The sequence below is a fragment of the Arthrobacter sp. NPDC057388 genome (assembly GCF_042668165.1).
Classification (GTDB): domain Bacteria; phylum Actinomycetota; class Actinomycetes; order Actinomycetales; family Micrococcaceae; genus Arthrobacter.
This window is the reverse complement of sequence record NZ_JBHVBL010000029.1, coordinates 20,473-41,664: the sequence shown is the minus strand read 5'-3', so window position 1 is coordinate 41,664 and position 21,192 is coordinate 20,473. Positions and strand designations below refer to the sequence as shown.

Annotated in this window: 18 protein-coding genes, 1 tRNA gene and 1 other RNA gene; 12 read left to right on the top strand and 8 right to left on the bottom strand. The window is 67.0% G+C overall.

The genetic code is table 11. The features are described 5' to 3' along the window. The first annotated feature begins 71 nt into the window (after positions 1–71). Positions 72–722: a TetR/AcrR family transcriptional regulator gene (locus ACFUTU_RS14335; RefSeq protein WP_377965352.1), complete on the top strand. Its 651-nt coding sequence runs from the start codon at positions 72–74 to the stop codon at positions 720–722. A 28-nt stretch (positions 723–750) separates the two neighbouring features. Here the strand turns inward: ACFUTU_RS14335 and ACFUTU_RS14330 are convergent, their stop codons facing one another. Both ACFUTU_RS14330 and ACFUTU_RS14325 read right to left on the bottom strand, forming a co-directional pair. Next, positions 751–1,425 carry a LytR C-terminal domain-containing protein gene (locus ACFUTU_RS14330; RefSeq protein ID WP_377965350.1) on the bottom strand — a complete coding sequence of 225 codons (675 nt, stop codon included), beginning with the start codon at positions 1,423–1,425 and terminating at the stop codon, positions 751–753. Then, a complete protein-coding gene (locus tag ACFUTU_RS14325; protein WP_377965349.1) occupies positions 1,418–1,717 on the bottom strand; it encodes a type II toxin-antitoxin system VapB family antitoxin in 300 nt (99 codons plus the stop codon). The genes ACFUTU_RS14330 and ACFUTU_RS14325 overlap by 8 nt, the downstream gene beginning before the upstream one ends. 149 nt (positions 1,718–1,866) lie before the next feature. Between ACFUTU_RS14325 and ACFUTU_RS14320 the strand changes: the two genes are divergently transcribed. After that, positions 1,867–2,796, top strand: coding sequence for a hypothetical protein (locus tag ACFUTU_RS14320; protein WP_377965347.1), 930 nt, complete (start codon positions 1,867–1,869; stop codon positions 2,794–2,796). A 24-nt stretch (positions 2,797–2,820) separates the two neighbouring features. Continuing rightward, positions 2,821–4,479, top strand: coding sequence for a stealth conserved region 3 domain-containing protein (locus ACFUTU_RS14315; protein ID WP_377965345.1), 1,659 nt, complete (start codon positions 2,821–2,823; stop codon positions 4,477–4,479). Positions 4,480–4,544: 65 nt separating this feature from the next. Here the strand turns inward: ACFUTU_RS14315 and ACFUTU_RS14310 are convergent, their stop codons facing one another. Together ACFUTU_RS14310 and ACFUTU_RS14305 are read right to left on the bottom strand one after the other, a co-directional pair. Continuing rightward, positions 4,545–5,456 (bottom strand): phosphodiesterase, encoded by a 912-nt coding sequence (locus ACFUTU_RS14310; protein WP_377965343.1) that lies wholly within the window; start codon positions 5,454–5,456, stop codon positions 4,545–4,547. Positions 5,457–6,073: 617 nt separating this feature from the next. After that, a complete protein-coding gene (locus tag ACFUTU_RS14305; RefSeq protein ID WP_377965341.1) occupies positions 6,074–7,690 on the bottom strand; it encodes a M23 family metallopeptidase in 1,617 nt (538 codons plus the stop codon). A gap of 159 nt (positions 7,691–7,849) precedes the next feature. Here ACFUTU_RS14305 and ACFUTU_RS14300 point away from each other — a divergent pair, with 159 nt between their 5' ends. Further along, the gene (locus ACFUTU_RS14300) at positions 7,850–8,758 is read left to right on the top strand and encodes an oxygenase MpaB family protein (RefSeq protein WP_377965339.1); all 909 of its coding nucleotides are present in this window, start codon (positions 7,850–7,852) and stop codon (positions 8,756–8,758) included. A gap of 82 nt (positions 8,759–8,840) precedes the next feature. Here ACFUTU_RS14300 and ACFUTU_RS14295 read toward each other — a convergent pair. Beyond that, positions 8,841–8,928: transfer RNA gene (locus ACFUTU_RS14295), tRNA-Ser, on the bottom strand. Between the two features lie 157 nt (positions 8,929–9,085). On the opposite strand from ACFUTU_RS14295, the gene ACFUTU_RS14290 reads away from it, so the two are divergent. From ACFUTU_RS14290 to ACFUTU_RS14270, 5 genes are all read left to right on the top strand, one after another. After that, a complete protein-coding gene (locus tag ACFUTU_RS14290; protein WP_377965337.1) occupies positions 9,086–9,409 on the top strand; it encodes a hypothetical protein in 324 nt (107 codons plus the stop codon). Between the two features lie 72 nt (positions 9,410–9,481). Further along, positions 9,482–9,578, top strand: an RNA gene (ffs, locus tag ACFUTU_RS14285) — signal recognition particle sRNA small type. 32 nt (positions 9,579–9,610) lie between these two features. Beyond that, the gene (locus tag ACFUTU_RS14280; protein WP_377965335.1) at positions 9,611–13,390 is read left to right on the top strand and encodes a DNA polymerase III subunit gamma and tau; all 3,780 of its coding nucleotides are present in this window, start codon (positions 9,611–9,613) and stop codon (positions 13,388–13,390) included. A 48-nt stretch (positions 13,391–13,438) separates the two neighbouring features. Further along, on the top strand, positions 13,439–14,038 hold the full coding sequence (gene recR / locus ACFUTU_RS14275) for a recombination mediator RecR (RefSeq protein WP_076798965.1): 600 nt from the start codon (positions 13,439–13,441) through the stop codon (positions 14,036–14,038). Positions 14,039–14,151: 113 nt separating this feature from the next. Further along, positions 14,152–15,510 (top strand): aspartate kinase, encoded by a 1,359-nt coding sequence (locus tag ACFUTU_RS14270; protein ID WP_377965333.1) that lies wholly within the window; start codon positions 14,152–14,154, stop codon positions 15,508–15,510. 83 nt (positions 15,511–15,593) lie between these two features. Here the strand turns inward: ACFUTU_RS14270 and ACFUTU_RS14265 are convergent, their stop codons facing one another. The 3 genes from ACFUTU_RS14265 to ACFUTU_RS14255 form a co-directional block, all read right to left on the bottom strand. Next, the gene (locus ACFUTU_RS14265) at positions 15,594–15,803 is read right to left on the bottom strand and encodes a hypothetical protein (protein ID WP_377965380.1); all 210 of its coding nucleotides are present in this window, start codon (positions 15,801–15,803) and stop codon (positions 15,594–15,596) included. A 151-nt stretch (positions 15,804–15,954) separates the two neighbouring features. Then, positions 15,955–16,149, bottom strand: coding sequence for a hypothetical protein (locus ACFUTU_RS14260; RefSeq protein WP_377965378.1), 195 nt, complete (start codon positions 16,147–16,149; stop codon positions 15,955–15,957). A gap of 203 nt (positions 16,150–16,352) precedes the next feature. Beyond that, a complete protein-coding gene (locus ACFUTU_RS14255; RefSeq protein WP_377965331.1) occupies positions 16,353–18,794 on the bottom strand; it encodes a S8 family peptidase in 2,442 nt (813 codons plus the stop codon). A gap of 241 nt (positions 18,795–19,035) precedes the next feature. Here ACFUTU_RS14255 and ACFUTU_RS14250 point away from each other — a divergent pair, with 241 nt between their 5' ends. Genes ACFUTU_RS14250 through ACFUTU_RS14240 form a run of 3 tightly spaced genes read left to right on the top strand, consistent with a single transcriptional unit; the run spans position 19,036 to position 21,039 of the window. Next, a complete protein-coding gene (locus ACFUTU_RS14250) occupies positions 19,036–19,689 on the top strand; it encodes a serine protease inhibitor (protein ID WP_377965329.1) in 654 nt (217 codons plus the stop codon). Continuing rightward, positions 19,646–20,650 (top strand): 3-methyladenine DNA glycosylase, encoded by a 1,005-nt coding sequence (locus tag ACFUTU_RS14245; protein ID WP_377965327.1) that lies wholly within the window; start codon positions 19,646–19,648, stop codon positions 20,648–20,650. The genes ACFUTU_RS14250 and ACFUTU_RS14245 overlap by 44 nt, the downstream gene beginning before the upstream one ends. Beyond that, the gene (locus ACFUTU_RS14240; RefSeq protein ID WP_377965325.1) at positions 20,647–21,039 is read left to right on the top strand and encodes a serine protease inhibitor; all 393 of its coding nucleotides are present in this window, start codon (positions 20,647–20,649) and stop codon (positions 21,037–21,039) included. The genes ACFUTU_RS14245 and ACFUTU_RS14240 overlap by 4 nt, the downstream gene beginning before the upstream one ends. Positions 21,040–21,192 lie beyond the last annotated feature (153 nt).

The window sequence follows — 21,192 nt, the reverse complement described above, 5'->3', positions numbered from 1 at the left end:
GGCCATTAGCGGCCATTATCTGGACAAAAACCCGGAACGGGTTTGGTGACAGATCGCGGTAAAGTGTCCCTATGCCTCGGATTTCGGCCCCCAGTAACGCTGCGCAGCGCGCCGAGACCCAGCGCCGCATCCTGAACGCTTTCGGCGAACTGCTCTTCTCGCACGGGCTGCCCGGGCTCACCATGACCGATGTCGCCCGGCACGCAGGGATCGGCCGCACGGCTGTCTACAACTACTACGCCGACATCGAAGAGCTCCTGATCGCCTACGCCCTCGTGGAGACGGAACGGTTCATGACCGGGCTGCGCGAGTCACTGTCCCGGCTGGACAACCCTGTCGACCGGCTGGCGCTGTACGTGCGGGCCCAGGTGGAGGATCTCAGCCGCCGCCATCTCCCGCCCGGCCCTGCCATGGGTGCGGTCCTTTCTCCGGCCTCGTTCGCCAAGCTGGCAGACCACGTGGGCGGTCTTAGCGACATGCTGCAGGACATTCTCCGCGACGGCATGGACCAGGGTTATTTCCCGGCGGCCGATCCGCTCCAGCAGGCACAGCTGATCCACGGCACCCTCTCCTCCAGCGCCGCACGCGGCGGGGACGCCTCCGAGGACCTGGAGGAAAGGATTTCCCGGACAGTCCGGTTCATCCAGCTGGGTGCCGGGGCAAGGTTCGACGACGGCGGCCGCCCGGTGCTCCTGCACCCGCCGGCCGCTGCGGCCGGCTAGGACCGGCCAGCCGCCGCAAACCTTGGGATCAGGGCTTGGCCCCCTGTGTGGGCATGACCGGCCACTGCGAGTCGTCGGCCACGCGCCGGCTTTCCCGCGGGCAGCTGAGCTGGCCAGGCGTCTGGTCCACAAGCTGCGGCTTGACCAGCCCGCGGTAGTCGCCGGTCAGGATGATGTCCACGCTGGCGTCCTTGCGCCCGTCCTGGAAGTAGTCGGAGCCCGGCACATTCCGCTGGACGGTGAAGGCCGCCGACTGTCCCGCGGCACCCGAGACGATTGCCGCCACGCCGCGGTAACCGGTCTGCGTGTTGGCCACCTTGCCAACAACAAACTTCCGGGCCTTGAACTCATTGGCCGCCGCCTTGGCCAGGCCATTGCGGCTGGTGGCGTTGAGGACGTTCACCTTTACCTTGGCGGGCGGCGTGTAGTCGAACGTGGTGGCCGGGCAGACCGAGGAGTTCTCCTGGGCCTGGATGGCGGACGGGAACTTGATCTGCCCGCTCATCACGCCCATTGCCCCCATGATCCCTGCAACAATCAGGCCCAGCAGCAGCACCAGCACCACGCCGTGGAGGATCCGGCGACGCAGCCGGCCAGGGTTTTCCGCATTCTCGTCATCGTCGACGAGCGTGGCCCGGAGTTCCGGGCCGGTAATCACGCGGTGACCATGCAGGACGGTCAGGTCCTTGGGTTTTCTAGCCATCGATCACGAGCACCCTTGCATGTATGGCGGTGCGCTGGTGGAGTGCCGTCCTCACCGCCCGGTGCAGTCCGTCCTCGAGGTAGAGGGTGCCCTGGTACTGCACCACGTGGGGAAACAGGTCGCCAAAGAATGTGGAGTCCTCGGCAAGGAGCGCTTCAAGGTCCAGGGTCCGCTTGGTGGTCACAAGTTCATCCAGCCGAACGGGACGGGGCGGAAGCGCCGCCCAGTCTTTGGGGCTACTGAAACCATGGTCGGGGTAAGGGCGTCCCTCGCCCACAGCTTTGAATATCACCCTGCAAGCGTATGCAACTGGCCGGTTCAAGGGAATGTGGAATCAGCGCGCCGCGCGAGGTTGTAGCCAAACAGTAACTATGTGTCACATCGGGGCAGCCACCGCCGGACCGGACCGGGATGGCCGGGGCCGGCTGACAGAATGGAACCATGACTGCACCCTCTGCAAACGCTGCGCCGCGCTTCGGCACCCACAGGCCGTCGGAACCCGCCCTGGCCCTTCTCCTGGACGTTGACGGACCGGTTGCCAGCCCGGTGACCAGGGATGTGAAACCGGAGATCATCGCAGACCTGGTTGCGCTCGCGGACGCCGGGGTTCCGGTCATCTTCAACACCGGACGCTCGGACGCGTTCATCCGCGAGCAGGTCATGGAACCCATGATCGCGGCCGGCATGCCCGGCGGAACCCTGATCCACGCCATCTGCGAAAAGGGCGCCGTATGGTTCAGCTACACGGCGGCCGGTCCGGGCCCTGTCCACGTGGACCGCGAGCTCGCCATGCCCGCTGCATTCGGCGATGACGTCCGGCGCATGGTTGCCGAAGACTACTCGTCCCACATGTTTTTCGATGAGACCAAGCGGGCCATGGTGTCCGTGGAGCAGCACATTGGGGTGCCCAACAGTGAATACCTCGCCGAGCAGAAGCTCTTTGATGCCGAGGCCATGGAGCTGATGGAGCGCCACGGCCTGGGGGTGGTGCGGCTGGACCACCATGCCCCGAATTCCGACGACGAGATCGACTACCGCGTGGACCCCACCATCATCTCCACGGACATTGAATCTGTCCGGCTCGGCAAAGACCTGGGCGCGAGCCGCGCGGTGGAAATGCTGGCGGCACAGGGCATCACCCCGCAGGCCTGGCGGACAGTCGGGGACTCCCGCACGGACTACGCCATGGCTGACTGGCTGCACCACAACGACCACGCCGTGAAGCACGTGGACGTCCGCCCGGCGGACGGCGTCCCGGCCAAGCCTTACGATATTCTCACCGCAGCGGACCTGGGCCTGCCGGAGACTGTCATCCACGACGACGCCGGAGCTGCGTTCCTGTCCAGCTGGCGGCAGGCGCTGCTCGGCTAGGCCCGCTGCCGCGGCCTGCCCGGCATGTTTTCCCGGCAGGACTATCATGCAAGTAAGACTTCACCCCCAAAGCATGGGAGAAACACCATTACCGACGTGACGGTTCAGGACGAGATCTATTACGGCGCCGAGGCATCCGAGGACGTGCCCGCACTCGCGGAAGCCACGTCGCCGGCAGCTGTGGCGCGCCTCAAACACCGCCCCGACGTCATTCGCCGATCGGGCCGGTACGCGCTGATCAACGACACCCGCACGCCCTACCAGGCCATGGTGGAGGACCTGCTCTTCCTGCGGAACGTGCTGGACGGGGCCGGGCTGGACTACCTGCTGGTCCGGGGAAACAACGACCGCCCGGTGATCGCCCTCGACTGGAAGGACCGCAAGAAACTGCGGTCCGCCCTCGTGGACGCCTGCCGGAACGAGCCGTTCTACTCCATGACCGTGGATGCGAAGAAGAAAATGTCGGTCCTGATTGCCGACGGCGAACTGTCCGTCAACCGGCAGGCACGCATCTTCCGGCTGTACCGCCCGCGGGTCGAACCCCAGGGAGGCTTCGAATTCGGTGCCTCCGCCGGCGTCCAGGTGGAGCTGTGGAGCTTCCTGGGCAACGAGGTCATCCTGCCCATCGAGAACTCCCTCACCCGCCGCACCATGATGGCCCACGAGGCCGTCCGCGGAACCGTTGAGCGCTACGGGCACACCTGGCCCACCATCGAGAACATGTTCGCCGACCACGCCAGCGACATCAGCTTCGACATCGACATCGTCTTCTCCTGGGTGGACGGCACCTCGCCGGAATACATCGCAGCCCGCAGGGCCCGGCAGGCGGGGGCCGTCCTGGGCGAGGGCGACGACCACGAGGCGCGCTACCGGCAGATCAATGAGCTCAAGTACGCGCTTCGCTCGGTGTACATGTTCGCGCCGTGGATTCGCCGCATCTTCATCGCCACGGACTCCCCCGCCCCGGAATGGCTGAACGACCACCCGTCGGTGACCATCGTCCGCAGCGAGGAGTTCTTCGCCGACCCGTCGGTGCTGCCCACGCACAACTCACAGGCCGTGGAGTGCCAGCTGCACCACATCGAGGGGCTCTCCGAGCATTTCCTCTACTCCAACGATGACATGTTCTTCGGGCGGCCCGTGGGCCCGGACATGTTCTTCACGCCGGGCGGGATCACCAAGTTCATCGAGGCGGAGACCCGGATCGGCCTGGGCGAGAACGACGCCGAACGCAGCGGCTTTGAGAACGCGGCCCGGGTCAACCGGAAGCTGCTCTGGAACCGCTTTGGCCGGATCACCACCCGCCACCTGGAGCACACGGCCGCCCCGCTGCGCCGGAGCCTCGTTGCCCAGATGGAGCAGGAGTTCCCTGCGGAGTTCGCAAGCACTGCCGCCAGTACGTTCCGGGCTGCGGACAACATCTCCGTCACCAATTCCTTCTACCACTACTACGCACTGCTGACCGGCCGGGCCGTGACGCAGACGGCGGCCAAGGTGCGGTACGTGGATACCACGCTCCGGTCCGGCCTGAAGCTTCTGCCCAAGCTGCTGAAGAAGCGGCACATGGACTTCTTCTGCCTCAATGACGGCAGTTTTCCGGAGGTTCCGGCCGAGGAACGCGCCGAAGTGGTCACCCAGTTCCTGGAGCAGTACTACCCCATCAAGGCACCCTGGGAGAAGTAAGCCACGCATCCGTGCAGTGCAAGAACCCCGCCGGTATCAGCGGCGGGGTTCTTTTGCGTAGTGCGCTACTTCCGCGTGAGCATCGGGCGTTTGCGGCCCTCGGGGATCCTGATTCCGGCCGCCGCCAGGCGGCGTTCGGTCTCCTCGGGGCTGACATACTCACCCACGGTAGGCGTGGCACCCAGCGGCACCACCGAATGCACGACCGTGTGCTCGTAGACGTGCACCAGGTTGAAGGCCTGCCCGCCGTCGCGGCCCCGTGTGCCGCCCACCGGAACGTTCAGGTCCTGGGTGTAGCACGTGGCTGAGGCGACGGACACGGGGATGCCGGCGAAGCTCGCCGTCGTCGAGTAATGCAGGTGGCCGGCGAGGATGGTGCGCACATCCGAATTCCGGACCACTGCGGCCAGGGATGCCTGGTCACGGAGTTCCACCAGCACGGACAGGTCCAGGACCGACGGTACCGGCGGATGGTGCAGTGCCAGGATGGTGCCGTCCGGAGCCGGGGTCTCCAGCTGCCCTGCGAGCCAGTCGAGCTGGTTGTCGCTGAGTTCGCCGTGGTGGTAGCCGGGCACGGACGTGTCCATGGTGATGACCCGCAGCCCATTGACGTAATAGCTGTGGTCCACGGGGTCGTCGTTGCCATGCTGGTCGAACAGGCCCGCCCGGAAGTTGGCGCGGTTGTCGTGGTTGCCCATTGCCCAGATGACCTGGGCTCCCAAGTCACGGCAGGCCGGCTCCACGATCGCGCGGAGCTTGGCGTAGGCCTCGGGGTCACCCTTGTCAGCCAGGTCACCGGTGAATATCACGGCTTCCGGGCGCGCTCCGGAGGCCTGAACCTCGTCGAAGAGCTGGATCAGGCGGGCTTCGCTGTCAACTGCGCCGTATAGGGGGTCCGGACCTCCCAACAGGTGGGGGTCACTCAGGTGGAGTAGAAAATGGCGTGGCCGGGGGTGCTCGGCCTCGATGAGCTCCATTGCTGCCTTCGCGGTAGTGAGGAAGCGGGGCGCCTCCTGCTTTCCCTCTCAGTACGCTCCATCCAACCAGATAAAAAGCGAACCAGGGGCAAACGGGAGTTGGCATGTTGAAAAATTACGACACCGCCGCTGCTTCCAGGCTACCTTCCTCGCTTTCGTTTCTTGCTCGGCCTTCCCCCGATGGCCGCTTCCTTGGCTTGCCGCGCGTTGATTGCTACAGGGACCGTTGACGGATCCGGAATCAGGCGCCTGTTCCGGGCGGGAGGCTCTTCCGGAAGGTGCCCGGCCTGGCTTGCCCAGTATTCCGCGGATAAAGCACGACGGCGCGTGGCAGCACCGGGCGGGCCAGCAGCCCGCCGGATCGGGAATAGCCCGTACAGGCCGGGTCGGCGGACGCGTCCGCCCCGGGCACCGTATCGCCGATGAGGCAGCCGGAATCCGGGCGGCTTCCACCGGGAATCGGCGGAATCATTTGGAGGGAAGTCACTTCGAGCTCTCTCGCCGGGTGCATGGCTGTCATCAGTAACAACGGCATCAGGCTCCGTTGCATTCCCCGACCTCCTGACCAAAATTACCTTCACCCGGCAGCCGGGCAGCTCTGCGGCTGCCCCCACCGGCTAGGGCGCCGCCGTGGGCTCCGCCGGAAGAGCTTCTGCTGCGGCCTTCGCCGCGGCAGCATCCTCTGCTGGCGCACTGCCGGGAGCAACAGCTGGCGCAGTCGCGGTTGCCGGTTCCGAAGTGGGAACCGGCGCCGGTGCCGGCGCAGCCGGCGGTGCCGGAACTATCGTTTCTGCCGCCGTCGGCACAGGAACCGGATCCGGCACCGGTGCCGGAGCGGGTTCTGCCGGCGGGACAACTATCGGGGCAGGTTCGGCACTCGTGCTCGGCGCGGACGGGGCAACCGGCTCCGTGGGTGCGGGTGGCACGGGATCGGCCGGGACCGCCGGTTCCGTCGGGGTCGGCTCAACCGGGGCCGGCTCAGCCGGAGCTGGGACCACCGGAGCCGGCTCCGCCGTAACCGGGGGCGGGGTCGTCGGCGTCGGTGTGGGCGGCGTCGGTGTCGGAGTAGGCGTGGGAGTAGGTGTCGGGGTCGGAGTCGGCGTCGTGGTCGATGTGGCAGGCGGCTTCGGCTTGGCCGTTGCCGGGGGCTTGGGTGCCGGAGGCCTGGGGCTTACCGTCACGGTCGACGTTGCCGGCGGCCGCGAGGCCGTCGATCCGGAGGAGCTGGAACCGGACGAGGTGGCCCCGGAGCCGGACGAGCTGGAGACCAGCGTGCCCCCTGCAGAATTCGACTTGCCGCTGCGCGGGTTGGCGACTGCGGCTGCAGTGGCCGGCGTCAGACTGTCATCGGTATTGCCCGGTCCGCTGTTGCCGGGGATGTTCGGGATGGCCCACCCTGACGTTGCGGCCGAACCGTTGTCGAAGCTGGTAAACACCGCCGGCGTCAGCGCATCGGTCTGCCTGATGGGCAGCAGGGTCCACTTCGCCGGGTCCTGGTGCTGGCCGTCCTTGATCACCTCGAAGTGCAGGTGGCAGCCGGTCGAGGATCCCGTGGTTCCCACCTCCGCGATGATCTCGCCCACCCGCACAGCGTCGCCCTTTTCGACGGCGATGCCCTGCAGGTGGTTGTAAGTGGTGATCAGCCCGTTGCCGTGGTCGATCTCCACCCTGTTGCCGCCGCCCCAAGGGTGCCATCCGGCGGCCCGGACCACGCCGGCGTCGGCCGCGTAAACACGGGTCCCGCAGGCGGCGGCGAAATCCTGTCCCCAGTGGAATTCCCCCGCTTCGCCGGTGATCGGGCTGTGCCGCAGACCGAACGGTGAAGTGGGAGTCAGGACTTCCAGGGGTGCCATCAGGAATCCAGCCTTGGGCCGCTTCAACGCGGTGGAGGCCACACCCGGCGACTTGGCGGTGCCCTTCTTGGCTGCCTTGACGGCCGGATTGGAGACGGTGCGTCCGGCAGGGGCCTTGGCCGGGGCAGCGATGCCGGAGCCGCTGATCGGGTACCCGGGCGGGGTGGTGTCGGGATCGAGGAGCTCCGGCCCGACGACACCCGAGGGAGGTTCGACTGGGACGGCAGCGCCCACGGGCTGCTGGATCGAGGCGGCCGGCCCCTGGAACCCGAAGGCAAAGACAGAGAAGCCGACAACCACCGCCGCGGAAAGACTCCGCAAGGCGATCCGGCCAGGGCCGATCACCCTCGGTGTTTGCTTGTGTCCCCCATGATGTGCCACAGAATTCTCCTGGATCAGTACCCGCCAAACTCCTATCTCGACGAGCGTGTCCTCCATTGTGGCCACAGCCCGGAGTACCGCGGTACCCCTAAAACTGGGGGGCCAAGGGGTCCTGTTTCATAGGCTTAACGGGCCGGCGCCGGCGCGCGAAAATGAAATATGCGCACTTTCCTCACAGGTTGGCAGGCGGAACTGAAGCGCACCCTGACGGGCAGCCCGGACGCATTGCCAGGCTGGGCACAAAAGCTTGCCCAGGGCGACGACCCCGGGTATTTCCTCCCGGGCTCAGCCGTCTGGACCGTCCATGCCGGCATGCCGACCATCATCGGCGGCATCCGCGCCCTGCTGATGCAGACGCTCCACCCCGGAGTCCTCGCCGGAGTCCACGACCATTCGAATTTCCGCGAGGACACCCTGGGCAGGCTGGCCCGGACCACGGCATGGATCCACGCCCTCACCTACGGGTCCACAGCTGGTGCCCGCGCGGCAACAGCAAGGGTTGTCCGGCTGCACGGGTCAGTTTCCGGCCAGTACGTCGATGCCAGTGGCACCGCCAGGGCGTACTCGGCGAACGATCCGGAGCTGCTGCGCTGGGTGCACATAACGTTCACCGACTCGTTTCTCCGGACGCATGAGCTGTGGGACGGTCCCATCCCCGGCGGTCCGGATGCGTATGTGCGTGAATGGGCGCAGGCAGGCAGGCTCATGGGCGTGGAGTGTCCGCCGGAGACCAAGGCCGCCCTCGACCGGGAACTGCAGGAATGGCTTGCCGGCGGCATCCTGCGCCGGGACGAACGGGTCGCCGAAACAGTCGCATTCATCCGGGACCCGCCCCTGCATCCGCTCCTCAAGCCGGGCTACCGGGTGCTGTTCGAGGCCGCCGTGCTGAGTCTGCAGCCTGAATTCCGCCGCCTGCTCGGACTCCGCACGGCCCGCCTGGGTCCCCTGCCGCTGCCGGTGAGGCTGCCCGCCCGGGTGACACTCGCCGTCGTCCGTTTTGCCCTGGGCAGGGCCAGCCCCAGCGAGCTGGCCGCCCGCCAGCGGCTCCGGCGGCTGGGACTGGCGTAGCCGCCTGGGCAGCCGGATCAGACCGGTCCGGGGATGGAAACGGAAAACCCGGTCCTGACGAGGTCAGAACCGGGTTTTCCGATGGCGGAGAATGGGGGATTTGAACCCCCGAGGGCGTTAACCCAACACGCGTTCCAGGCGTGCGCCATAGGCCGCTAGGCGAATTCTCCAGTGCTCTTGAACCAAAAGCAGGTACTACGATACCTGAACTTTCCGGCATCTCCCAATCGGCAGGATCGGCCTCCGGGGCAGGCACCCTTTTGGGGCTGTTGCAGCACCGCCATTCAAGGGGCCGGCACGTCCTGGACCTGATGGCAGGATGGTCCCATGGTCCAGTTGCATGCACTCGTGGTTTACGTTCCAGTCTCCCACGCGGAGGCTGTGCGTTCGGCGATTGGCGACGCCGGTGCGGGCCGGCTGGGCGACTATTCGCACTGCTCGTTCACATCGTCGGGAACGGGACGTTTCACCCCCATGCCCGGGGCCCGGCCCTTCATCGGCGCCCCTGGCGAGGCGGAGGAAGTTTCCGAGGTCCGGATCGAGTGCATCGTGGAGGAGAGGGTGCTCGACGCCGTGGTGCAGGCGTTGCGGCAGGCCCACCCTTACGAGGAGCCGGCGTTCATGAGCTGGCCCGTGAACGGGCACCGCTAAGGCGCGGGCGGCGGCCTCAGCGGTGCCCGCTGGGTCGATTCGGGTCACGCCCAAAATTCGGGTAAAGTATCTGACGGCCCCTCATGTGGCGTCATCCTGTTGAACTCCCCCAGGACCGGAAGGTAGCAAGGGTAGATGGGCTCTGGCGGGTGCATGAGGGGTCTCTTATTTAATGTCAGTCCCTATAGGTAGGTTTTCCCTGTGACTGTTACAACTGCCCTTTACCGCAGATACCGCCCGGACTCGTTCGCGGACGTTATCGGGCAGGAACATGTCACGGAGCCGCTGATGACGGCCCTGCGCAAGAACCGCGTCAACCACGCCTACCTTTTCTCCGGCCCCCGCGGCTGTGGCAAGACCACTTCGGCGCGCATCCTTGCCCGCTGCCTAAACTGCGCGAAGGGCCCCACTGACACCCCGTGCGGCGTCTGCCCCAGCTGCGTCGAACTTGCCCGCGGCGGTGCCGGCTCCCTCGACGTCATCGAGATCGACGCCGCAAGCCACGGCGGCGTGGACGACGCCCGCGACCTTCGCGAACGCGCCACGTATGCCCCCGTCCGGGACCGCTACAAGATCTTCATTATTGACGAGGCCCACATGGTCACCTCGGCAGGCTTTAACGCCCTGCTGAAAATCGTCGAAGAGCCGCCGGAACACATCAAGTTCATCTTTGCCACCACCGAGCCGGACAAGGTCATCGGGACCATCCGCTCACGTACGCACCACTACCCGTTCCGGCTCGTGCCGCCGGAGCCGCTGATGGCGTACCTTGAACAGCTGTGCCACCAGGAAAACGTTCCGGTTGCCCCCGGAGTGCTGTCGCTGGTGATCCGCGCAGGTGCGGGCTCGGTCCGCGATTCGCTGTCCGTGCTGGACCAGCTCATGGCCGGGGCGGGGCCCAACGGCCTTGATTATGAGCTCGCCGTGGCACTTCTGGGCTACACGCACGCGTCACTGCTGGACGACGTCGTGGAAGCCATCGCCGCTTCCGACGCCGCCACCGTCTTCCGTGCGGTGGACCGCGTCATCCAGACCGGGCACGATCCCCGCCGCTTCGTGGAGGACCTCCTGGAGCGTTTCCGCGACCTCATCATCGTCCAGGCCATGCCGGAAAGCGCCCAGGCCATCCTGCGCGGCATGCCGGCCGACCAGATCGCCCGGATGCAGAACCAGGCACACAATCTTGGCGCTGCCGAGCTTTCGCGGGCGGCGGACGTCACCAACACCGCACTGACGGAGATGACGGGCGCCACGTCCCCCCGGCTGCACCTGGAACTGCTCTGCGCCCGCATCCTGCTCCCCAGTTCCGAGCAGAGCGAGCGCGGCATCGCTGCCAGGATTGACCGTGTGGAGCGGCGCCTGAACTACGCCGGGTCCGACGCCGGCGCTCCCGCCGCGGCTCCGGTGCCACAGGCCGTGCCGGTGCAGGCTTCTCCGGCCGCTCCCGCCGCTCCCGCCGTTCCCGCCGTTCCCGCGGCAGTTCCGACGGCTGTGCCGGCTCCGGCCGCAACGCCCGCCGCTGCTGCTCCGGCTGTTCCCGCGGCAGGTCCGGCCGCTACCGCGGTTGGTCCGGCCGCTGCCGCGGTTGGCGAAAACCGGCAGCAGGCATCCGGCGCGCCCAACATCCAGGCAACGCCCGCAGCGCAGGGCGGACCGGGCAGGGAATCACTGGCCGCGCCGCGCATCACCACCGGTGACTGGCCCATGGACGACGCTGCCGCACGGGACCGCCGGCCTGCCGCCGACTCGCACGCCGCCGCTGAAAGCCGGGAACCCGCTTCCCAGCGCCCTGCCGCCCCGGCGGCACCGGCGGCACCGGCGGCACCGGAGTCCGACGCGCGGCCAGAACAGGCTCAACGGCCGGACCAGACCCGGCACGCCGAACAGGTTCACCGGCCAGACCCGGCCCGGCGGCCTGAGCAAATCCAACGCCCGGAGCCGGCGCCGGCACAGACTGCCCCGGCGGCACCCGCCCCGGCCCAATCCCCTTCGGGTGCATCACCGGCCGGAGGCCACGCCGACGTGGAAGTACTCCGCCGCGCGTGGCCCGAGGTCCTGCAAACCCTGGCAAAGATCAAGCGGAGCACCTGGGCGCTCGTGGAGCCGAACGCCCAGGTCGGCCAGTTCGACGGCCAGGTCCTGACGCTCGTCTTCACCACCCCGGGCCTGGCCGGCGCCTTCGGCCGGGCGGACCACTCCGAGAATCTGCGCCAGGCCATCCACAAGACAATCGGCATCGACTGCCAGATCACCGCCACGGCAGGCGCCGGAAGCTCAGCGAGCTCTGAACCAAACCCAAAAGCGCCTACTAGCCGGGACGTTCCGGCTACCACCACTGACGCGGATTGGGGCATCACTCCCGCCGCTGGTGGACCCGTACAGCCGGAGGCCGCCACACCCCGCCCCTCGGCAACGGGTCCGGCGCCGGAAACGGCAGACGCCCCCACCGTCCACACGGCCGGGCAAGCTGCCGCCCCGTCACCGGCTACGGGTGGCGCCGCGCCGCAATGGTCCGGACCGGCCATCACGGCTTTCCCGTCTGCGGCCGGTGACCCCGCGGCCGGTAACCCTGCGGGCGGGCGCGCCACTCCTCCTTCACCGGAAACTCCGGAAACCCCGAAGGTTTCCGCGCCGCAGTCGTCCGGACCCAACATCACGTCGTCCCCTTCAGACCGTGCCTCCGTTGCCACGGACCGTACTGCCGGCGCAGCCGCGCCCGCACAGCCCGTAGCGCCGCAGCCTGTTCCACCACAGCCTGTTCCACCGCAGCCGGCTCCCGGTCCGGCGGCCCGGCAGGATGCTGCGCCCGGACCGCAGCCGCAAGCCGGCGACTATTCCTATCCGGACGATGACTGGGGCCCGCCACTGGACGAGGACGCCCCTCCGCTGGAAGAAGAGCCTCCCATGGACTGGGAGCCGTCCCGCCAGTGGCAGGCCAGCCCTGCTTCGTCACCCACACCTGCATCCGCGCCCGCGCCGGCACCGGAAAGAAGTCAGGCGGTGCAGGCCGCACCGTCGGCGCAGCAAATAAGTGCCAATCCTGCTGATTCGGCACCGTCGGTACGCCAGCCTGGCCACGACGCCTCGGCTGATCCGTGGTCCCGTGCAGTGGAACAAACACCGGGCGTGTGGCTTCTCGGGTCCGAAAGCAATGTGGGCAAATACGCGGTCCCGGCCGATGAGCAACGCGATGAGGAACCAACCGGCTCCCCCGCCCCGGTTTACGCACCGGCAGCGGCCCAGCCGCCGCATGGCAGCGGAAACAGGGCCGTGGGAAACCAACCGCCCGCTGCCTGGGGTGAAAGTGGCCCGGGTGAAAGTGTCCGGAGCGAAAGCGGCCACGGTGAAAGGGTCCGGAGCGAAAGCGGCCACGGTGGAAGCGTCCCGGGTGAATGGGCTCCGGCGCAGGCTGCGCCGGCCGAGAGCGCGCCTGCCACCGGCCAGCCAGGTGTCCCTGAGTTCGCTGGTGCCTACGCCATGGCGTCCGCCCCGGCAGCTGCCAGCCATGATTATGGAGCACCCGCTTCTACCCAGGGTGTCCGCGCGCCAGTCGTGGCTGCTGCAACAGAGGCCAGCCAGGTCCGGGTCCCCGTGTTCGCGGCCGGATCCGGGCCCGCCATCCAGGCAGGCCCCGTTCAGGCCGGACCCACGATCCAGACTGGACCAGCGATTCAAACCGGATCAGCTGTTGCCGCCGCACGCACCGCTGCCCCGGCGCAGCCGGCCGAGGCTCCGGCCAAGGGCAAGCTGAGCCTTTATCAGAGGCTTTCCAACAGTCCGGAGGCTGAAGCGGGCCGGGCCAAGGCGCCCGCCCGGAGTACCGAGGAACCGGCGCCGTACGTGCAGGACATTCCCAGCGCGGATGACGAAACGATCGAGGAGTCCGGAGTGTTTGGCCGTGCCGCCGTCGAGCGTATTCTGGGCGGAAAGCTCATTGAGGAACGGTCGTTGGACGGCAGCCCCCTGATGCCCCGGTACTGACCGGCGGCAGCCAAGCAACGAGATTTCAACCAAGCAATCGAGGAAAAAGTGTACGAGGGTGCAGTTCAGGAGCTGATCGACGAGCTCGGACGCCTTCCCGGCGTGGGCCCAAAGTCCGCGCAGCGCCTGGCGTTCCACATTCTGGAGGCGGACCCCCAGGACATGAAGCGGCTGGTGGAGGCCATCACCACAGTCAAGGAACGGGTCAAATTCTGCGCGTCCTGCGGCAACGTCACCGAGCAGGAACTGTGCAATATCTGCCGTGACCCCCGGCGTGACCCCTCAGTCATCTGCGTCGTGGAGGAGTCCAAGGACGTGCTGGCGGTGGAGCGCACACGCTCATTCCGCGGCCGGTATCACGTGCTCGGCGGCGCCATCAATCCGATTGCGGGGGTGGGCCCGGAGCAGCTGCGGATCCGGGAACTCCTCAACCGGCTCAGCGACGGCGCCGTCCAGGAGATCATCATCGCCACGGACCCGAATCTGGAGGGCGAGGCCACGGCCACGTACCTGGCGCGCATGCTTCAGTCCATCGGCGTCGCAGTGACCCGGCTCGCTTCCGGCCTGCCCGTGGGCGGCGACCTCGAATACGCGGACGAAGTCACCCTGGGCAGGGCCTTCGAGGGCCGCCGGAACGCGCTCAGCTGACTGGAACGGTCACAATTCCACAGCGGGCGGACCACAGCGATAAACTGGGTATGCCGCGTGCCGTAAGGCCGTCTGGCCTCCAGAACCCAATTTGATCCAGTGAGGGTGCACGCATGAGTATGCCCAGTACCGATGTGAAAACCGAACCGCGGCCGCAGGAGCTGCCGGCAGACGCTGCTGTCACCAAGCAGCTGATTGTGCAGAAGTTCGGCGGCTCCTCGGTGGCTGACGCTGACGGCATCAAGCGCGTGGCCAAGCGCGTGGTCGACGCCCAGAAGGCCGGCAACGAAGTCGTCGTCGTCGTTTCCGCGATGGGTGACACCACCGACGAGCTTCTCGACCTTGCCGCCCAGGTCACCGACTCCGCCCCCGCCCGCGAGATGGACATGCTCCTTTCCGCCGGTGAACGCATCTCCATGGCCCTGCTGGCCATGGCCATCAACAAGTTCGGCGCCTCGGCGCAGTCCTTCACCGGCTCCCAGGCCGGCATGATCACGGACGGCATCCACGGCAAGGCCCGGATCATCGACGTCGACCCGCACCGCATCCGTACCGCGCTGGACAAGGGGCACGTTGCCATCGTCGCCGGCTTCCAGGGCATGACGCGCGCCACCAACGAGGTCACCACGCTCGGCCGCGGCGGTTCGGACACCACGGCTGTGGCCCTCGCCGCGGCCCTCGAGGCCGACGTTTGCGAGATCTACACGGATGTTGACGGCGTCTACACCGCGGACCCCCGCGTCGTTCCGTCGGCCCAGAAGATCGACCGCATCTCCAGCGAGGAAATGCTGGAACTGGCCGCCTCCGGCGCCAAGATCCTCCACCTCCGGTGCGTGGAATACGCCCGGCGGTTCGGCGTGCCGCTGCATGTCCGTTCCTCATTCAGCCAGAACGAAGGCACCTGGGTCCTGCCCGGCGCCGATGACAAGATCACGACTCAAGAGGGAGTTGCCTTGGAGCAGCCAATCATCTCCGGCGTTGCACACGACCGTTCGGAAGCAAAGGTCACCGTCGTGGGTGTGCCGGACATTCCGGGCAAGGCAGCTGCGATCTTCCAGGTCATCGCGGATGCGCACTCGAACATCGACATGATCGTCCAGAACGTCTCCACGCACGGCACCGGCAGGACCGACATCTCCTTCACCCTGCCCATCGTCGAGGGCGCGGACGCCCTCGCCGCGCTCCGCGCCGCACAGACGGAGATCGGTTTCGAGAGCATCGAGTACAACGAGCAGATCGGCAAGCTGTCGCTGATCGGTGCGGGCATGCGCTCCCACCCGGGCGTTTCGGCCACGTTCTTCAAGGCCCTGTCGGCCGCGGGCATCAACATCAACATGATCTCCACCTCGGAGATCCGCATTTCCGTGGTGACCCATGCCGACCTGCTCGATGACGCTGTGCGCGCCATCCACAAGGCATTCGACCTGGACAGCGAAGCCGTCGCCACCGTTTACGGCGGCACCGGCCGCTAAGGTCCCTGCTGGCCCCGGCCAGCGCAGAAAGAAGCCCGGTCGCGCTCACGCGCACCGGGCTTCTTCGCTTTAAGAAGGACCAGTCACTTCTCCAGGTCGCTCTTGCGGACAGCATAGTGGTGCCCCTCGGAGTCGGTCTCGACCTCGAACTGGGCCAAATCCTCTTCGGAAGCGTGCTCGTAATCGTCATGCAGGTGAACCACCGGCGCAGCGGAGTCGCCTACGGTGGCAGGGCCGAATACGAACCGGAGCCTGTCCGTCAGATTCATGAAGCCAGTGAGCACATGTGCCACAAGTCCCACCCCCTTCCCTGCTTGAAGGTGTCAGAGCGTCTGCCCTTAGACTGCCGGTGCCCTTATTTTACGCCGGGACACCGGAAAAGAACCCGGGCGGGCAGGGTCCAGCCGCCGGTACACGGCCTGGGTGCCCGGGGTTCAGCGGCTGCTAGCGCAGGGACTTGTCGTCTGGATTGCGCGGCACCACGTACGTGCTGCCGTCCGGCCGGCGGACGGTCTCCCACTGCTGCGTCTCGGCCTCGCGCTGGGCGAGCAGGTTGCGGTTCTCCTCGGTCATGTCGTGCACCAGCGAGCTCCTGTTGGCGGGGCCAAACACCGCCCTGAGCTTGCCGGTTGCCCGCATGAACCGCTGTGCGGCGTTCTCTTTTGCCACGGTATCCACTCCATTTCAGGATTACTGCCACCATCAAGGATACACCGATTGTTAGTGCACTAACTGTTGGCCGGATGTCCCCCGCCCCCCGCGGGTCCAGGCAGTTAAAGCGCGACGCCGGAACTCACCGCGCGTGGTGGGTTCCGGCATCGTGCAATCGGGGAAGTGCGGCACTACTGCACGGGCCGCACCGCCACCGGCGAACGCACCGTCTTGTCACCCGAGGTCCAGGTCAGCGACCCGGTGGAATACGCGTTCAGCGGAGCCCCGGCCGTGGTGAAGGTGATGGTGAACGTGGCGCTTTCGCCCTTGGCCAGCGTCACCTCGGCCGGGCTGACCCTCGCGGTGATGCCGGGGATGGTGATGGCCGCCCGGTACGTCCCTGCCGTCACAGCCGTGACCCTGCGGGCAACCGTCTGGCTGCCGGACATGGCACCAAGCGCCACGGAGGGAAGGTTCACGTCCTTGGCCGCGATCGGGGCCACTCCAAGATCGATGCCCTGACCCTGCAGGAAGCCCATCCAGTCGCTGATGCCCGCGTCGTAGACGAGCCCTGGAGAGTCGAATCGGGAGGGATCAACATGGCCCGCACCCTGGGCAAAGACGTTATGCACCTTGGTACCCGCCGCGTTGACCAGGTCATAGGCCGTGGTCATGATGGCGGATTTCACGGACGCCGGGGACCACTTGGGGTGCTTGCCCAGCAGCAGGGCACCCGAGCCGGCAATGTGCGGGGACGCCATCGACGTGCCAGACAGGAAACCGAAATTCTCGCCCTTGAAGCCCACAGGCGAAACGGCGGCCAGCACTGCCACACCGGGAGCCGTAACGTCTGGCTTGAGCAGGTCTCCGTTGGAGGCCAGGCTCGGGCCGCGGGAGGAGAATTCCGCGATCTGGGGAACCGCCGGCGGTGCGGCCCCGGTGGTGTCGGTGGCTTTGAGGCTCGCCGTCATGCCTGGTGTGGCGGCCACCATCTCCTTGATCTTGGGGTTGCCGGAGTGCACTGTGGGCACACTGTGCAGATCGGCGTCGAGCGATCCCGGCGTCAGGTTGACCAGGACCATGCCCACACCGCCCGCACGCTTGACCTCGGCGCTCTTGTCGACGCGCGCAACCACACCGCGGTCGCAGACCACGATCTTGCCGTCAACCTTGGCCGGGTCCAGGGAGTTCGCCGCGCACAGTGCCGCATCTGCGGCCGGGGCCGCGGCTGCCTTCACGTCCACTGCCAGCACGATCGGCTTGGAATCGACTTCGCTGCTCATAACGCTCGCACCGCGGAACTTGCCGCCGTTCGACAGTTCCACAGTCCCAAGCAGTGTGTTGTCGAACGTCGAGGCCGCCACGCTGGTGATCCAGGGTCCGGCATGGTTGACAGTCGAAACCGTGGGACCGGAGTTGCCGGCGGAGGCGGCCACGAAGATCCCTGCGGCCGCCGCGTTGAGGAACGCAAGCGAAACGGCGTCGACGGTGGAGTTGTTGTTTCCCGAGATGGAAAAGTTCAGCACGTCCACGCCGTCAAGGACCGCATCCTGGATGGCGTTGAGAATGTCTGATTCAACACACCCGGTCGCCTCGGGAATGGCGCCCTCCCAGCAGACCTTGTAAACGGCGATCTTGGCGGCCGGCGCAACGCCTGAGCTCACACCGAAGTCACGCCCGCCTGCGGTCTGGGTGACGTCGCTGTTTCCGGCCGCGGTGCTGGCCGTGTGGGATCCGTGGCCGTTGACGTCAAGCGGTGAGAATTTTTCGGCCGGGGACCGGAACTCCGGCGGGACCGCCGCCTTGTAGGCGGCGTCGTAGAACCGCGCACCGATGACTTTGCTGTTGCATTCGGTGCCGTCGAACCCGTCACCCGCCACGCAGTCGCCCACGAACGTTCCGCCGTTGGCCTTGCGCATCGCGATCACGTTGCCCTGCAGGCGGAACGGCTCACCGACGTCCGGTATGCCGGACAGCGGATCCACCGCGTCCCCGGCAAAGAACGGGTTGTCCGGCGTGTAGCCGGTGTCCAGCATGCCCACCACAATGCCTTTGCCGGCCTCATCCTTGCCACCGAACTGCTGGCTCCACACGCCGTTGCCGCCGGGCAGTCCGAGGAAGTCAGTGCTCGAGTAGTCCGGCTTGCGGATGTTGTCCGGAACCACGGCCAGCACATCACCGTCACCGGCGAGCGCCTTCGCTTGCGCCGCGGACAGGACTGCGCTGAAGCCGTTGAGGGCCAGGGTGTAGCTCCGGTTGATGGTCACACCCTTGGACGCAGCCTCCTGCCGCTGCTTGGCCTTCAGATGGGCGTCATACTTTCGTGAGTTCGGGCCGGAAGGGTTCAGCTTCTTGCCCTTGGGTACCGCCGTCCCGGGGATGCCGGGCACGCCCCCGGAGTACGTGGCCAGCGGTTTGTCCTTGAGCATCACGATGTAATGCCCGTCGTCGAGCGGCGAGGAGGCCGGTTGCAGGGCTGCCGGGAGTGCGAGGGCCGGCTGGGGTCCGGCCGGTGCCGGAGCTGCGGCCGGCGCTGCGATACCTTGGCCGATGACCATGGCCAGTGCCGCGGCAAACACAGCGGGCAGCCTTCTGCCATATCCGGGGCGGGTAGTGGATTGCTGAGGGATCATGGGGGATGCCTTCCTTTGTTCAGGACCTGTAGACCTTCGGTCCCACGAACTGGACGCTCTGCCCCCCATGGGCGTCATCACTATATGGTTATGCCGCGCACCCGTTGATGTCAGAAAGATACCGCGGACGCACCCAAGAATCGATACCCTTCCGTTAGCAATTGGCGGGCACCGTTATGCGCCCGTTCCGGACGCCCAGGGGCCCCGACGGTAGAATGGGAAAAACTTGAGGAGACCCGGCATGCGCAAGCAACTGATTTCTGTGCTGCTCGCCCTCGCAGCGACGGGCGGTCTCGCGGCCTGCACCCCTGACACCGGCACCGGCCAGCCGTCGGCCACGCCGGGTACGGCGACAGGCTCGCCCGGTGCCTCATCTCCGGGAACCCAGGCCCCCGGTACGGAGAGTCCAAACACGGAGACCCCCGGCACGGAAACTCCAGGCACGGAAACTCCAAGCACTCCGGTGCCCGGCACAACGCCTCCCGACGCCGAGACAACGGTCCCGGCGCCGGCTCCCCCTTCCGCCGCTCCCCTCAAGTCCGGACCCGGGGCCGGCGACGCCGAACTGTCCATTACGGTCAAGGCCTCGAAGGATGGAAAGGCAGTCAACTACACGCTGGTCTGCAAGGGCGGCGCCCCGATGGCGGAAAGCCAGCACCCCAGCGCCGCAGCCGCCTGCTCGGCGCTGAAGAACAACGCCGCCATCCTGAACCCTGCCGCCCCGCCCAAAGGCATCTCCTGCACGCAGCAGTTCGGCGGTCCGCAGGTGGCCAGTGTGACCGGCGAGGTTAACGGCACCCCGGTGGAGACATCCTTCGCCCTGCGGGACGGCTGCCAGATCGGAGCCTGGAATGCCGCCAAGGATATCCTCGGCGCTGCGGGCGGAGCACTCTAGAACAGTGGCAGGAACAGCTTTGACCATCCCCGCTGCCCACGTCCTCTCCCCGGCTGACTGGCGGGAACGGGAAGCGGCACATGTGCACCGCGTGCGCCGGTACGCCGACCCCTACCTCGCCCGTCGCTCTGCCGGCCGGAAGCATCCCGTGGAGGACTTCCTCTTCACGTACTACACGCAAAAGCCCGGTCAGCTGCTGCGCTGGCATCCCGGAGACGGCGTGGTCCTCTCCGGAACGGAGGCGGCGGCCCGCAAGGACTGGAAATACTACAAAACGCTCGACGGCGGCGCGCTGGGCCGTGCCGGCCTGGCACCCGGATGCGTGGCGGTGACGTTCGACCGGGAGGCATTCCTGGCCGAACGGCGCGAGGCACTCCTGTTTGCCCGGATCATCCTCACCGGGACGGCCGCCCGGCCGGCACAGTTCGGGTGCTTCGGCCTGCACGAGTGGGCCATGGTCTACCGGCAGGAAAAGTTCGAACTGCGCCACGAGTACCTCAAACTGAGACTTGGCGGCGCCGGTACCGACAAGGTGGTGGAGGACAACCGGATCCGCTGCTCGCACTTCGATGCCTTCCGCTTCTACACACCTGATGCCGTGCCCCTCAACGAGCTGCGCCCCAGCCGGGAGAACCAGCGGAGCATGGAACAGCCCGGCTGCCTCCACGCCAACATGGATCTCTACAAATGGGCTTACAAGCTCTCCCCCGCCCTGCCCAGCGAACTGGTGATGGACTGCTTTGAGCTGTCCTGGCGGGTGCGTGCCATGGACATGAAGGCCTCCCCCTATGACCTGAGCGACTGGGGCTACCCGGCCATTCCGATCGAGACCGCCGAAGGCAAGGCGGCGTATGTGGAGCAGCAGCGGGCGTTCTCCGCCGAGGCCCAGGCGCTCCGCAGCCGGCTGATGGCTGCCCTGGCGCCGCTCCTCGCTGAGCTGGATCCGGAGGCGAAACGGTGAGCGATACCCCTGCGTCCCCGTCGGCAGACGCGACCCCGGAACTCGATCTGGACCTGACAGTCGCGCTCACGCACGCACCGGGCGGACCGGAAAACACCTTCATCCTCGTGAGCCGTTCCGGCGAGTTGATCGAATCATCGCTGCCGGATCCGGCAGCGGCGATGGCCGCCGTCGGCCGCTTCGGCGAACGGATCTTTTTCCCGGAACCGGGCCCGCCCAAGCTGTGCACGCAGCAGTATGGCGGACCCCAGGTGGCCGTGGTGACCGGCACCTTCAACGGCCGCGACGTGAACTGCCGGTTCTCCCTGACAGACGGCTGTGAGATCGCCCGCTGGCGGGCGCTGTCCCCGCTGCTGGGCGGTGTGGCCGGATCCACCGGCGCTATCTGAACCCGGCTCTCCCCACCCTCGGCGAGGAGTTTTTGTCCACCTATCACGACTTCCGGGCCGTCCAGCGGCCATTATCTGTACAAAAACTCCTGGCACGTGGCACGGCGAAGGCCGGCGGGACTTGGCTTTTTGAGCCTGCCCGCCGGCCTTCGC